The sequence below is a fragment of the Chryseobacterium tructae genome (genome assembly GCF_030409875.1).
In the GTDB taxonomy this organism is placed as follows: Bacteria; Bacteroidota; Bacteroidia; order Flavobacteriales; family Weeksellaceae; genus Chryseobacterium; species Chryseobacterium tructae.
This window is the reverse complement of the sequence record NZ_JAUFQR010000001.1, coordinates 4,015,832-4,029,812: the sequence shown is the minus strand read 5'-3', so window position 1 is coordinate 4,029,812 and position 13,981 is coordinate 4,015,832. Positions and strand designations below refer to the sequence as shown.

Here is a 13,981-nt window from a genome sequence, read left to right as displayed (position 1 = left end):
TGGATTACAAAAAAACCGATGGCTAAAGTAAGCCATCGGTTTAAAAATTTATCTGTTGTAATATTGGATCTGCATCTCTTTAGGATACTTTATTTCATAAGAGAAGCTGATCTTTTCAGAGCCTCCGGAACCTATTTTTTTATTCCAAAGAATACTTCCCGTTTTCTCATCAAGGCTTCCGCTTCCAGTGTCTATTGCTCTCACTGAAATTTTAGAGTTTTCACTGATAGGAAGCTGATCAAGCACTTCAAGTTCAATACTTTCTTTGGTATTGTTTCGCACACTGATCTGGTAAGATTCTGTTTCCCATTTATTAGAATTCATAGGTTTTTGAGAAGCTTTATCCTCCAGTTTGATTCTTTTCACAGTAATTCTTTCATCAACTCCCAGAGAAATTGGGAACTCATCCTTTACATAGTTACTGGTAATATTGGTCTTTCCGATATAATTATCTTCAAAATAGATGTTCGCTTCCCCATTAATAAGGTTGAGGTTCTGCCAGTTTTTCACAAATGCCATCAGGAATACCTGGTTATTTACCTTTGGAACCGTATGGTATTTATAAGTAGCATCAATTTGCTTTTTATCCAGGATCACATATTGTTCTTTTTCCTGACTAAGAATAGTTTGGGTATAGTTGAGCTCGTAAATTACATTCATTTGGCTGTCAGAAACAGATGCAATAGGGATCTGGCTAGGTTTTGCAGCGATCTCCTGTCTCATTTGATAAGCATTTACCAATGCAGATTCTTTTTTCGCTTTATAATCAGCAACTTCAAGCATGGCATTGTGAGCCGTATATTCTGCAACATAAAGCGGAGAAAGGATAGGTCTATCCTGATTGTATAATGGTCTGTAAGTAGAAACAAACAGTTTTATATTTTTCCAGTCCTGTCCGGTTTTCTGATAGATTTTTCCTTTATAAATCATTTCAAGAGGCTTCTTTACAGACTCGGCACGAAGGTCATAAGACGGAACCCAGCCTGCATTAGAAACGATATAACTAACACCTAGATTTAGGCTGGTATCATTATCGGCAAGAATTTCAAGTAAAAGTTCTTTTCTATTCGTGTTTTTATGAGTTTGTTCTTCATCAGATTGTTTATTAAGCTTGGCAATACCTTCATCCAGTGTGATTTTCTGCTCATTTAATAGAAAGATCTGGTTATCAATCTCCAGCATTCTTTTTCTATAAAATTCAGTAAGCTTAATCAGTTGTTCCTGAGGCGTTGATTTATCATGGGCTGATACCTTTAAATTATCATTAATGATATTCTGTTCTCCCGTAAGATTTTTAACCTGAATATTCAAAAGGCTGACCTGTCTCTGAAGTTTTTTTCTTTCATCATCCAGCTTTTTTTCACCATCGGAAAGCTGATCTTCTTTCAAAAAATTATTTTGAGGAGTGATCGATAGAAGTGTGGTGTTCTTTTCAAGATTAATTTTATACGTATTTCATCCAGATCATTCGGAAGATTTACAATTCTTATGGTATTTCTTCCTTTCTGAAGATTGACGTTTGTACTTCCAAAGACCTTTGCTCCCTGCAGAAATACAGTAGCCTGCTTTACCTCAATTTCTTTTTTGATTTCCTGTGCCTTGAAAAAGACTACCGAAAATAGAGTGATTAAAAGATAACGTTTCATTGTTTATTATTTTAAATTATGAAGTAAAATTACCTGTATTAAAGCCTGAAAATGGGGATACTTGGTGAAGAGCGGTTTTCACTTGGTGAGTAGATAAACTCTTATTTTTAGCCACTAATTCACGAATAAAATAACTCGCAATAGTTTATAAATGTATATGCTAGCCTATATGATTAAAAAGCAAAAGGCTGCCAAAAGTGTGGCAGCCTCTATTTAAATCTGTTATTTTAAAGGATTTCATATCTCGTTTTGATACTGTATTTCAGCTTTATATTTTCAATATTGTCAAATGAAAAATCTACAGGTGCATCTGCCATTTCCATTTGTACATTGCTCATTCTGCTTTTGTAAGCAACAGGCATAACAGTGTCGCTGGTGTAGTCTTCAATTTCAACGATTTCAAGGACGTTGCCCACTTTTTTACCCATACTTTCCAACAGATAATCAGCCTTTTCTTTTGCTGCTTTTAAAGCATTGATCTTTACTGCTTTTCTAAAGTCTGCAATCTTGGTGTTTTTTACTTCCGCAATGTTCAGGCTGCTTACCCATTTCTGATTCAGATCTTCAAAGATTTTACTCAGGTTAGATTTTGCATTAGTTTTAAACTGATAGTTCTTTGAAAATTTGCCGTTTTTGGCGTATATGTTCTGGTACATCGATTTAAATTTGATATCCTCGTTCTTTACACCAGCATTCTTTAGAATATCAAACATCTTCTTTTCATTGTCCGCCAGATCATTTTTGTTATCTGCTTTTATTCCGATGCTGAAGATGATTTCATCCGGTTCTACTTCCATTTCGGCAACACCCGTTACCTCAATTGCATTTTTCTTTATTTCCTGAGCGTTTACAAAACTTCCCAGCGTTAAAATTCCGATTAATAAAAAATGTTTCAATTTCATAATTTCTTGTTTTTACTTTTAAATTCTGATGTAAAATTAGTTCGATTGGAATCTTAAAATCGGAAGACTTGGTGAAATGGAACTTTCACTTGGTGAGCTTTACAAATTGTGTTTTAATTGTATTATTTCCGATAATATTGCTGATGATTAGATTCTCTCGTAGATTTCTCAGATCTTGCAGATGTTTGCGTATATGAAAATCGAAGATTTTCAAAAACTTATGCGTACTTCTTATGGATTGTACTTTTAACTTGAAGTTCATTAAGTGTTCAAATCTTTTGTGACTTTTGTGGTTGACTATTTTCTTAAAAAAACTTGTGAAGTTTTATTCTCTCGCAGATTTCTCAGATTTTGCAGATGTTTGCATATATGAAAATCAAAGATTTTCAAAACTTATGTGTACTTCTTATGGATTATGGTTTTAACTTGAAGTTCATTAAGTGTTCAAATCTTTTGTGACTTTTGTGGTTGACTATTTTCTTAAAAAAACTTGTGAAGTTTTATTCTCTCGCAGATTTCTCAGATTTTGCAGATGTTTGCGTATATGAAAATCAAAGATTTTCAAAAACTTATGTGTACTTCTTATATAGTATGCTTTTACCTTAAAATCCCTTAAGTGTTTAAATCTTTTGTGACTAATCATTATTTTGATTACTATAAATATATTCTTTCTACGATATGGAATTGTTTCATTTGTGATGAAATCTCTTTTAGACTACAACTTGGTGAAATAGTGTTTTGGCTTGGTAAAGAATAGAAGCTGGTCGATAAAGTTTTACTTACTTTGCAATAAAGATTTGAAATCCGTGAAATTAGCTTTTAAAATACTGTTCATTTCAATATTGATGGTGGGAAATTACTTTTCAGCACAGGATACTACAAGGGTTTCCCAAGCTGTGAAGTCTGCTGCAAAACTGAAAAAGGCAGTAGATAAGAATGATGATAAAGGCGTTGCAGATACTTATGTAGGCATGGCTTCCGATTACTATAATCAAGGAAATTATGCGAAGAGTGAAGAGTATCTTGTGAAAGCAAAAGCTCTTTATCAGAAACTTAATGATAAAAAGAATCTGGAATCTGTTACCCGGAAATTAGCCCAGTCACAGGAAAAGCAAAATAAAATAACGCCTGCCATCAGCAATTACAGTATGGCAGCGCAGATGAGTTATAGTGAGAAAAGCAAAACCGTTAATTCTAATGATGTAGCAAGACTTTCAGCTCCTACACCGGAGGTTCAGGCAGAAGCGATTCAGAATAATATTAATATAAGCAAAAAAGAAAATGAACAGGCCAATGTAGCGGAAGGGTACAGTCAATTGGCAGACGTGAATATACGACAGAAAGATATTTATAAAGCAGAGGAAAACCTTAATGCCGCTTATAAAATTTCAAAAAAAGAAGCTCCACAACAAGCTTTGGCTATTAATCAGAAACTTGCTGATCTTTATGTTGAAAATAAGAACTTTGATAAAGCTATTGAAGCTAAAAAGAAGGTTTTAAAAGAAGATTTCGTAAAAGATAACTCACAAGAGAAAGTTAATCAGATTCAGGAACTGGCAGATATCTACATCAAGAAAAATGATCCGAAAGAAGCCGTGGATTTGTTGAAAAACGCCTACGGAATTGCATTAGATAAAGGCCATACGCTGGAAGCTCAGAAAAGTGTAAAGAGACTGGACAGTCTGTATGCTATTTCAGGAAATATTGATGCTTCAGTTCAGTTATATAGAGATTTTCTAGGAAAACTTCCGAATTTAGTTTCTAAAGACAGAAGTCTGGTAGATAATAAGATCCTGGAAGATACGGAACAAAGAATATCACAACTGGAGAAGGAAAAAGAGCTGAAAGACGAGCTTATCCGCAAGAAAAATCTTTTTAATTATGGGTTAATAGGTGCTTTGATCCTGTTGACAGGTCTTGTTATTTTCATTTTCAGAACGTTGAAAAAAGTTCAGATCAAGAATAAGAAGATCGCACTTCAATCCCTTCGACGGGAGATGAATCCTCACTTTATTTTTAATAGCCTGAATAGTGTCAATCACTTTATTGCGACCAATAATGAATTGGAGGCTAATCAGTATCTTACCAAGTTTTCAAAACTGATGCGTGGCGTGATGGAAAACTCTACCAATGATTTTATCCCTTTTCAGCAGGAATTGGATCTGCTCCAAAATTATCTTGCTCTTGAAAAAACACGTTTTGCTGATAAGTTTGACTACGAAATTAATGTTGATGAATCCCTGAATATGCAAAGCCTACAGATTCCCGGAATGCTTGTACAGCCGTTTCTAGAAAATGCTATCTGGCATGGATTGCGTTATAGATCAGAAAAAGGACTTTTGAAATTAAGCTTTGAGAAAAATAGCCATGATCTAAGAATTACCATTGAAGATAACGGAATAGGAATAGAAGAAAGCAAAAAACAGAAAACCCAACACCAGAAAACCCGTGAGGGAAGAGGAATGAAAAATACGCTGGAAAGAATTAAGCTGCTGAATGATCTGTATAAAAAAGATATAACTTGTTCTGTAAAGGATAAAGAAAGCAATAGCGGGGTTTTGGTCACTATTCAAATTAATCTGGTTTAAAAATGATACAATGAAAAAAAAAAATTCCCTATTCATACTGATGATCTGCCTGTTCTCCGGAATCGTATCAGCCCAGGATATTGACAGTATCAGATTGACAACTATTCTTAAAAACCTGAAATTGGATAAAACCAAGATCAGAGAAGAGCTTTGTATCGAAAAGAAAATGCCTAATGCTGAAGACTCCTATATTGCAGTTATTCCAGTAATTGTGAGTCAGGAAGAAGAAGATTATGTTTTTACAGTCAAGAACTATATTTTAATTACAGATAGCAACGGAATGATAAAGAACAAATATCTAGATCCTATGGAGCTAAATTCTGACGCTGTAAACCTAAGAAGCTTTACTATTGATACCGGACTATACAACATCAGTCCGAATATTCGTGCCTTTGGAGTAAAAGCAGATTTTGTAGGAAGCAGCAGACCCAACCCGTATGCTTCAGGTACCATTTCAATGTATTATCCGGAAGGAAAAACCTTTAAAAAAGTTCTTGATCAGTTTGAAATGGATTCAACCACAGGGGAGTGGGATACCCGATGTAATGGTGAATTTAAAGATGACCATTCCTATATCATGATGGATACATCCAAAACAAATAATTTCACAGATCTTAAAATTAAGACTATTTCTGTAACCAGCATCAATACTGAAGTGAAAGGAGAATGTGAGGAAAAAGAAACTTCAAAAACATTCTATAAAACACTGAAATTCAAAAATGGAAAATATCAGTAGTCTTCTAACCTCCTTTTATTAAAACAATTATAATTACTTTTCACTGTAACAAAATTTATATTAACCTCGTCTTATTAGTTTAAAAACTAACCAGATGAGTATCAATAATAAAACAGCCCGATTAGCAGGATTTATTTATCTTGTTGTCATCATAACCGGTTTTTACAGTCTAATGTATGTACCCTCACAACTTATTGTAAAAGAAGATCCGGGACTTACTTTTCATCATATTTCTTCATCCAATTTTCTTTTCAGGTCGGGAATTGCAAGCAGTATGCTTTGTTATATTGCTTTTACATTGCTCCCTTTAGCTTTGTATCAGCTGCTAAAAGAAACTAATAAAAATGCAGCAAGATTGATGGTGATTTTTGCCATAATAAGTGTTCCTATTTCATTGATTAATTTACAAAATAAATTTTCTGTACTTACCCTGGTTGAGGGAGCGGATTATTTAAAAGTATTTGATTCCAGACAATTACAGGCTCAGGTAATGCTTCTGCTAAGCAATTATAATAAAGGAATTTTAATTGTTCAGATTTTCTGGGGGCTTTGGTTATTTCCATTGGGGTATCTGGTGTACAGATCAGGTTTCTTACCCAAAATTTTAGGTGTTTTTTTAATGTTGGGTTGCTTCGGTTATATCATGAATGTCTTTAGTAGAATTCTGATTCCAGATTTTCAGGATTATGCCATATCAGGATATATAACACTGCCAGCTTCAATAGGGGAAATAGGAATGTGCCTGTGGTTGTTGATTGTAGGAGTTAGGAATAAATCAATTAATAATATTCATTAAAACTAATATGTCTTATGAACAATTCTATTAAATTTGAAGACACTCCGGTAAATGTCAAAATTATACTTGCTGGTCTTTGGGGCTCTGTTACATTATGTTACTTATATGGGGATTATTTTGAGTTGTATACTCCAGGGAAAACCCAAGGGCTTGTAGACGGGCATAATTTATTGAATTCTCCACTGAATTTATTAATGGCAGCGGTAGTATTGGCAATACCTGCTGTCATGGTATTTCTTTCCCTTATCCTGAAACCGGTCATCAACAGGATTCTCAATATTGTTTTTGGAATTTTTTTTACTGTGGTAATGCTGCTTATTGGTATTTCATCCTTTTCAGAATGGTATCTATTTTATGTTTTTCTTGCAGCCGTAGAATGCATCATTACGATATTGATCGTCGTGTATGCCTGGAAATGGAAAAAGCTATAAGTTGTTATAGGAAGATTGCAAAGATGGTCAAATATTCCTAATTTGCATCTGAAACTTATCTTTGCAATCTAATATCAAATTCCAATGAAAATTAAAGCTGTAATCGTAGATGATGAACTGATCGCAAGAGAAGTATTGAGAAGCTATCTTACCAAATATTGCCCGCAGGTAGAAATTCTGGGTGAAGCAGAAAATATTAAAGAAGCTGTTCCTTTAATTGCAGAAAAACAGCCTCAATTGGTGTTTTTAGACGTGGAAATGCCTTTCGGAAACGCATTTGATGTACTGGAAGCTACCAAAGACTTTTCTTATGAAACCATTTTCATTACGGCATTTTCACAATACTCTTTACAAGCTTTAAATAAGTCGGCCAGTTACTATATTCTAAAACCGATTGATATCCAGGAACTGATTCTGGCGGTGAATAAGGTGGTTGAAAGTATTGAGAAAAAGGAAGAACTTAACCGGAATAAAATTTTGCTGGAGAACCTGAAGTTAAAACCTGAAAAGCAACAACTTATCCTTCCAACCTTGCAAGGGTTTGATGTGGTAAAAACAGAAGATATTGTAAGACTTCAAGCCGACGGAAACTTTACCCAGGTATATCTTACGGATGGTTCAAAGAAAATGGTCTGTCGGTTTTTGAAACATTTCGATGATCTTTTGGAAAGTCCTTTTGTGAGGGTTCACCGTTCCCATATTATCAATACCTCTTTTGTGAAATCTTATCATAAAAGCGGAACGGTAATGCTTACTGATGATACTGAAATTGAAGTTTCGGGAAGTTTTAAAGATAATTTCCTGAAGGTCTTTTCTTAGAATTTATCGTTCCTTAACAGCGCAAAGGCACTATTTTTGACGTTTTCTTCAGAACCACACAAAATACATTGTTATGAAAACTCTTCACAAAATTATTCTTCCCGTTTCGTTGGGAGCTTTAGCCTATATTGCTTTTCATTCATATTCTGTTGGAATTCCGAGAGGAGCTGTAGCAGTACAGAATTTTGATGTAAAAAAATATCTTGGACGATGGTACGAAATTGCCCGATTCGATTATAGGTTTGAGAAAAATATGGATAATGTCACCGCAGAATATTCCGAAAATCCGGATGGAACGGTTCATGTTAAAAACAAAGGGTATGATTATACCAAAAAACTTTGGCAGGAATCCATTGGTGAAGCCAAATTTGTTAAAGATAAAACCGAAGCTCGATTGAAAGTGTCTTTCTTTAAACCCATTTGGGCAGGATATAATGTGATTGATATTGATGAAGACTATCAATATGCTCTGGTGGCAGGAAGCAGTTTAAAATATCTTTGGATTCTCTCCCGAACGACTTCTCTTCCGGAAAGTATCCGACAACGTTTTATTGAAAAAGCCCAGAAAATTGGATATAATACAGATAAACTGATCTGGGTGAAGCATAATCAATAAGTAAGGTAAAAAGGCAATATCACAAAGTTGCAAAATTGCCTTTTTACTCTTCAGTTTTTATCCTTTAATATATTCCTTCCACTCTCCAAAACGATAATCAATGAGCTGTTTCATCAGATCATAATTTTCGTAGGTATCTTCAATATGGTAGAAGGTTTCATATTCATAGTCGTTTTCCTCTGCTTTAGCATCAAAAAGATTCACGAAGTCATCAGCAAATGAACTGTATCTGTTTCCAAAATCGGTATCGTCTGCATAATAATCTTTTGCAAAGCTATTTCCCAGATCGTTTAGATCATATTCAGAGAATTTTCCATCACAGGAATCCATGATAAATTCTGCACCTGTAATTTCTCTTCGCTTTATTTTTCTATTTCTTCTTCATTATCTTCCTTCAATTCATCAGAGATCAGATCATTATTGATACACCAGTTCAGGAACATACCGGTATGCGTTGCTCCATTTTTTTGAGGAAGCCCTTCAGGAAATTCACCACCATAATGCCATGAGGCATCATCATATTTAGACATAACTTTAACTAATTTCCCTCAAAAATAGAAAAAATCAATTTATATTGCCACAGCCGCATATTTTTCCGTCATTTGCAGGAGAATTTTTTTCAAGAATCTGATATATGGAAAAAGCAGTCCTGATCACTATTGGTGATGAAATCCTCTCCGGAAATACGATAGATACCAATTCCAATTTTATTGCCTCTGAACTTAAAAATATCGGGATAAAGGTTGTACAGATCTTTACCATTTCAGACGAAATTGATACCATTAAAAATACATTAAGCCAAGCTTTTGAATTGGGAGATCTCATTATTACCACCGGTGGTCTGGGGCCAACAAGGGATGATAAAACTAAAAAAGCACTTGCTGAGTTTTTCAATGACGAAATAGCCTTGGATGAGGTAACTTTTAATCATCTTAAAGGATATATGGAAAGACGTGGACGTGCGGATATTCTGGAAAGAAATAAAGAACAGGCTTTTGTTCCTACAAAATCCATTGTTTTTCAAAACTACTTCGGTACAGCACCCTGCATGATGATGGAGCTGAATGGAAAATTAAGCTATAGCTTACCTGGCGTTCCCTATGAAGTAAAACCATTGATCAAAGATCAGATCATTCCTTATTTACAGGAAAAATTTAATCTTAATTATATACATTCAAGAATTGTTTCTGTAGTAGGTATTCCTGAAAGTATTCTTGCAGATACGATTGAAGACTGGGAACTTGCTCTTCCTGAAAATATTTCATTGTCTTATCTTCCGGTAGGAACCAGGGTGAAACTAAGAATAACAGCCTCTGGAGACCATGAAGAAACCTTGAAACAAGAGACCGAAGACGAAATCCAAAAATTGCTTCCTCTGATAAAGGATAATGTAATTGCAGTATCTGAAGATAAAATTGAAAATATCCTGGCAGAAATTCTTACTGAAAGAAAGCTGACCATTTCAACGGCAGAGAGCTGTACCGGAGGAGAACTGGCAAAAATGATTACATCAGTGGGCGGAAGTTCCAGATACTTTTTAGGCGGAATAGTAGCTTATGCCACAGAAAAAAAAATAAAAATACTGAATGTTTCCAAGGAAACGGTGGATCAGTTTACCGTAGTCAGTGAGCAGGTAGCACAGGAAATGGCAAAAGGATGTCAGGAATTGTTTGAAACGAATATTTCCCTTTCTACTACCGGAGTTGCCGGCCCTGGAAAAGGGGAGGATGGAAAAGATATAGGAACAGTTTTCTACACCATGCGCATCAATAATCAGGAGATTACCTCGAAATTATATATGCCACATCTGGAACGATTAGACTTTATGAATTTTGTATCCCAGAAGGTGATTCAGGATCTTGTTGGTCTTTTAATAAATCCATAATGTAAGTTCTTCTTTTTTAATTTTTTTTTAATTAATTTTAATGTGCTTTTTCACACTTTTTGAAAATCATTCATTAAAATTTTAAAATCGTGGAAAATTCCAAACAGATTTTTCAGACCAACAGCAAAAAACGCTGGAAAAAAGTACAATGGGGAAGCCGTATCTTTATTTTTGTTGCGGTACTTCTTCTTTTGGCCTTAGGACTGATGATGACCCTGGACAGAAGTCCGAAAATTCCTTTTAAGGAAGACTATAAAGCTGTCATTACAGCCAATAAACCCTATCTTCAGGAGAATAAAATTTCTAAAGAATACAAAGGCTTCAGAAGTTTTATTTCCGAAAAAACAATTCATACCAATCTTGCCAAAATTCAAAAAGCAAGAGCAGAAAGATATAAAAATCAAAACAGAAACTGGGCTCAGTTTCCGGGTGGGATTCGATCTGCATTTTATGTAGCATGGGATCCTCAGTCTCTGATGTCTTTGAAACGAAATATCAGACATGTCAATCTTGTATTTCCGGAATGGTTTTTTATTGATCCCAAAACAGGAGATCTGAAAACCAATGTAGACCCTGAAGGGTATAAAGTGATCAAGAGAACCGGAGTGGCCGCGATGCCGATGTTGAGTAATAACTCAGACAGAGAATTCCGTTCAGAAGGATTGGCAAAAGTGTTGAATGATCCTAAAAAAAGAACGGGCCTGATTCAAAAAATTACTCAGCAATGTTTAAAATATAACTTCAAAGGAATCAATATCGACTTTGAAGATATGAATCTGAATTCTGATGATAACCTGATCGCTTTTATGAAAGAGCTTTCAGAAACATTCAAAAAGAATCAGTTATTGGTGACTATGGATATTATGACGGATAATGATGATTACAATATTCCAAGATTAGATCCTTATGTAGATTACTTTGTACTGATGGCTTATGATGAGTATTCAGCAGGAAGTGATGCAGGGCCGGTTCTTCACAGAAATGGATTGAAGCTCAAACAGGTAAAGTTGTTAAACAAACTTCTCCTCACAAGATTATTCTTGGACTGGGAGCATATGGTTATGATTGGAGCTCCAACAAGGATGATAATACTTCGGTTACCTATATGCAGGCCATTACCAAAGCCAGTGCCAGTAAAGCCGTGATTGATTTTAATGACAATACCTTTAATCTCAATTATTCTTATACGGATTCTAAAAATAATACCCATACTGTATTTTTTAATGATGCAGCGTCTATTTTTAATACCATGCGTTTTTCATCCGAATATCCATTAGCAGGAACAGCCCTTTGGAGATTAGGAAGTGAAGACAGCAGAGTCTGGAATTTCTATGACAAGGATCTTACATTTGCAGGACTTTCTAAATTAAATTTAAAAACCTTTGAGAATGTAAAAGGACAGACCATGGTAGATTATATCGGCGATGGTGAAGTTTTGGATGTTTTGAATACCCCTCATGACGGGAAAATTGCAGTGGAAATAGATCCGAAGGAGAAAATCATTACGGATGAAAATTATATTACTTATCCAAGTTCTTATGAGGTGAAAAAATACGGAAGTGCTCCGCAAAAAGAACTTGTATTGACATTTGATGATGGGCCAGATGAAACGTACACTCCTCAGGTATTGGATATATTATCTAAATATCATGTTCCTGCAGCCTTCTTTTTAGTTGGTTTAAATGCTGAAAAGAATTTACCATTGGTTAAAAGAATCTACCGTGAAGGCCATGAAATAGGAAATCACACCTTTACCCATGAGAATGTGGCGAAAGTGAGCCCGCAAAGAGCTTTACTTGAGCTGAAACTGACAAGACTTCTGATAGAATGTATAACAGGACACAGTACAATTCTTTTCCGTGCTCCTTATAACGCAGACTCTGAGCCAACAACTTCAGAAGAAATTATTCCAGTGGCATTGGCAAGACAGCAAAACTACCTTGATATTGGGGAAAATATAGATCCTGAAGATTGGCAGCCGGGAATAAAAGCTGATGAGATCGTAAAACGTGTAATGGCAGGAATCAAACAACAGAGAGGAAATATTATACTGCTTCATGATGCCGGAGGTGATACGAGAGAAGAAACCGTAAAAGCTTTGAAGATCTTAATTCCTACCCTTCAGAAACAAGGATATCATTTTACCAATCTAGCCAGTATTCTGCATAAAAGCAAAAGTGAACTGATGCCGGAAGTTCCGAAAACAAAATCTTATTATGTAATGCAGCTTAATTTGGTATTGGCCACTGCAATTTATGGAATCAGTCACTTTTTGGTAGCTCTATTCACGATTTTCATAGTGCTAGGATTGATAAGATTGATCCTGATGGCGTACTGGGCTTTTAAAGAAAGAAAAAAAGAGAAAAAGCTTGGAGAGTTTCCTATTTTAGAATCCTATCCAAAGGTTTCCATTATTGTGCCTGCTTATAATGAAGAGGTTAATATTGTTTCTTCTTTAAATAATTTATTAAAGCAGACCTACCCGAACTTTACTATCATTATGGTGGATGATGGAAGTAAAGATTCCACTTATGAAAAAGCTAAAGCAGCATTTCCGGATCATCCGGCGTTAAAAATATTTACCAAAACAAATGGGGGGAAGGCGACCGCGCTAAACTTTGGAATTTCACAAACAGATGCTGAATATGTAGTCTGTATAGATGCCGATACCAAGTTGCAGCAAGATGCTGTGAAATATCTGATCGCAAGATTTCTGAATGCAGGTTCTGAAGAGAAAATCGCAGCAGTAGCAGGAAATGTGAAAGTAGGAAATACCGTGAACTGGCTAACCAAATGGCAGGCTATAGAATATACAACCAGTCAGAATTTTGATAGACTTGCTTATGCAAACATCAATGCTATCACTGTAATTCCAGGAGCTATCGGAGCATTTAAGAGATCTGTAATTCTTGAAGCAGGTGGGTATTCTTCCGATACGCTGGCAGAAGATTGTGATATTACAGTGAAAATCCTGAAAGCTGGTTATACCGTTGCCAATGAAAACAGTGCTGTTGCGGTAACAGAAGCTCCGGAAACCGTAAAACAGTTTTTGAAACAACGTTTCCGTTGGACTTATGGAATTATGCAGATGTTCTGGAAACAAAGACAAACATTCCTTAATCCTAAATATAAAGGATTGGGACTTTGGGCGATGCCGAACATCTTATTGTTCCAGTATATTATCCCGTTCTTTTCACCATTGGCTGACGTGATTATGTTCTTGGGACTATTATCAGGAAACGGAGGAAAGATATTTAATTATTATCTGCTTTTCCTTTTGGTAGATGCCTCACTGGCTTTGATTGCATTCATTATGCAACGGGAGAAATTAACGAATCTGCTCTATATCATTCCGCAAAGATTTGGATATCGATGGCTGATGTATATTGTATTATTTAAAAGTTTAAGAAAAGCATTGAAAGGCGAAATGCAATCCTGGGGATTCCTGAAACGTACAGGAAATGTAAAGGAGATAACAGAATCTTAAAAGGAGGCTGGAAGCTGGAGGTTGAAAGTTACTTTTAGTCGTATTATTACTGAGAGTTCGAATAAACTTTGTTAA

12 protein-coding genes and 1 pseudogene are annotated in these 13,981 nt (G+C 35.2%); 9 read left to right on the top strand and 4 right to left on the bottom strand.

Features of this window, described 5'->3' with window-relative positions:
* Positions 1-48: 48 nt before the first annotated feature.
* The 3 genes from QWZ06_RS19915 to QWZ06_RS19905 form a co-directional block, all read right to left on the bottom strand.
* A complete protein-coding gene (locus tag QWZ06_RS19915) occupies positions 49-1,389 on the bottom strand; it encodes a DUF4139 domain-containing protein (protein WP_290300726.1) in 1,341 nt (446 codons plus the stop codon).
* Entirely contained in the window at positions 1,386-1,646 is a 261-nt protein-coding gene (locus QWZ06_RS19910) for a DUF4140 domain-containing protein (protein WP_290300724.1), read from the bottom strand. The genes QWZ06_RS19915 and QWZ06_RS19910 overlap by 4 nt, the downstream gene beginning before the upstream one ends.
* Before the next feature lie 227 nt (positions 1,647-1,873).
* Positions 1,874-2,548: an SIMPL domain-containing protein gene (locus tag QWZ06_RS19905; RefSeq protein WP_290300722.1), complete on the bottom strand. Its 675-nt coding sequence runs from the start codon at positions 2,546-2,548 to the stop codon at positions 1,874-1,876.
* An 806-nt stretch (positions 2,549-3,354) separates the two neighbouring features.
* On the opposite strand from QWZ06_RS19905, the gene QWZ06_RS19900 reads away from it, so the two are divergent.
* The 6 genes from QWZ06_RS19900 to QWZ06_RS19875 all read left to right on the top strand — a co-directional run bounded on the left by QWZ06_RS19900 (position 3,355) and on the right by QWZ06_RS19875 (position 8,534).
* Entirely contained in the window at positions 3,355-5,136 is a 1,782-nt protein-coding gene (locus tag QWZ06_RS19900) for a tetratricopeptide repeat-containing sensor histidine kinase (RefSeq protein WP_290300720.1), read from the top strand.
* Between the two features lie 10 nt (positions 5,137-5,146).
* Positions 5,147-5,872, top strand: coding sequence for a PA3715 family protein (locus QWZ06_RS19895; protein WP_290300718.1), 726 nt, complete (start codon positions 5,147-5,149; stop codon positions 5,870-5,872).
* Between the two features lie 94 nt (positions 5,873-5,966).
* Positions 5,967-6,668 (top strand): DUF4386 domain-containing protein, encoded by a 702-nt coding sequence (locus QWZ06_RS19890; RefSeq protein WP_290300717.1) that lies wholly within the window; start codon positions 5,967-5,969, stop codon positions 6,666-6,668.
* A gap of 14 nt (positions 6,669-6,682) precedes the next feature.
* Entirely contained in the window at positions 6,683-7,099 is a 417-nt protein-coding gene (locus QWZ06_RS19885) for a DUF6326 family protein (RefSeq protein ID WP_290300716.1), read from the top strand.
* Positions 7,100-7,183: 84 nt separating this feature from the next.
* Positions 7,184-7,918: a LytR/AlgR family response regulator transcription factor gene (locus QWZ06_RS19880; RefSeq protein ID WP_290300715.1), complete on the top strand. Its 735-nt coding sequence runs from the start codon at positions 7,184-7,186 to the stop codon at positions 7,916-7,918.
* Between the two features lie 73 nt (positions 7,919-7,991).
* Positions 7,992-8,534, top strand: a complete 543-nt coding sequence (locus QWZ06_RS19875; protein WP_290300714.1) for a lipocalin family protein — start codon at positions 7,992-7,994, stop codon at positions 8,532-8,534.
* A gap of 57 nt (positions 8,535-8,591) precedes the next feature.
* Here QWZ06_RS19875 and QWZ06_RS28315 read toward each other — a convergent pair.
* Positions 8,592-9,064: pseudogene (locus QWZ06_RS28315) on the bottom strand (DUF7832 domain-containing protein).
* A gap of 104 nt (positions 9,065-9,168) precedes the next feature.
* On the opposite strand from QWZ06_RS28315, the gene QWZ06_RS19860 reads away from it, so the two are divergent.
* From QWZ06_RS19860 to QWZ06_RS19850, 3 genes are all read left to right on the top strand, one after another.
* Complete coding sequence (locus tag QWZ06_RS19860; protein WP_290300708.1) at positions 9,169-10,419, top strand: CinA family nicotinamide mononucleotide deamidase-related protein; 1,251 nt, start codon at positions 9,169-9,171, stop codon at positions 10,417-10,419.
* Positions 10,420-10,508: 89 nt separating this feature from the next.
* On the top strand, positions 10,509-11,564 hold the full coding sequence (locus tag QWZ06_RS19855) for a glycosyl hydrolase family 18 protein (protein WP_290300706.1): 1,056 nt from the start codon (positions 10,509-10,511) through the stop codon (positions 11,562-11,564).
* Positions 11,453-13,906 carry a polysaccharide deacetylase family protein gene (locus QWZ06_RS19850; RefSeq protein WP_435384141.1) on the top strand — a complete coding sequence of 818 codons (2,454 nt, stop codon included), beginning with the start codon at positions 11,453-11,455 and terminating at the stop codon, positions 13,904-13,906. Before QWZ06_RS19855 ends, QWZ06_RS19850 begins: the two co-directional genes overlap by 112 nt.
* Positions 13,907-13,981: the final 75 nt, after the last annotated feature.

What these genes read in the sequence shown, in the direction of transcription:
- QWZ06_RS19895 (WP_290300718.1), top strand. Translation starts at nt 5,147, where the DNA reads ATGAAAAAAAAAAATTCCCTATTCATACTGATGATCTGCCTGTTCTCC.
- QWZ06_RS19880 (WP_290300715.1), top strand. Translation starts at nt 7,184, where the DNA reads ATGAAAATTAAAGCTGTAATCGTAGATGATGAACTGATCGCAAGAGAA.
- QWZ06_RS19860 (WP_290300708.1), top strand. Translation starts at nt 9,169, where the DNA reads ATGGAAAAAGCAGTCCTGATCACTATTGGTGATGAAATCCTCTCCGGA.
- QWZ06_RS19890 (WP_290300717.1), top strand. Translation starts at nt 5,967, where the DNA reads ATGAGTATCAATAATAAAACAGCCCGATTAGCAGGATTTATTTATCTT.
- QWZ06_RS19875 (WP_290300714.1), top strand. Translation starts at nt 7,992, where the DNA reads ATGAAAACTCTTCACAAAATTATTCTTCCCGTTTCGTTGGGAGCTTTA.
- QWZ06_RS19910 (WP_290300724.1), bottom strand. Translation starts at nt 1,646, where the DNA reads ATGAAACGTTATCTTTTAATCACTCTATTTTCGGTAGTCTTTTTCAAG.
- QWZ06_RS19885 (WP_290300716.1), top strand. Translation starts at nt 6,683, where the DNA reads ATGAACAATTCTATTAAATTTGAAGACACTCCGGTAAATGTCAAAATT.
- QWZ06_RS19905 (WP_290300722.1), bottom strand. Translation starts at nt 2,548, where the DNA reads ATGAAATTGAAACATTTTTTATTAATCGGAATTTTAACGCTGGGAAGT.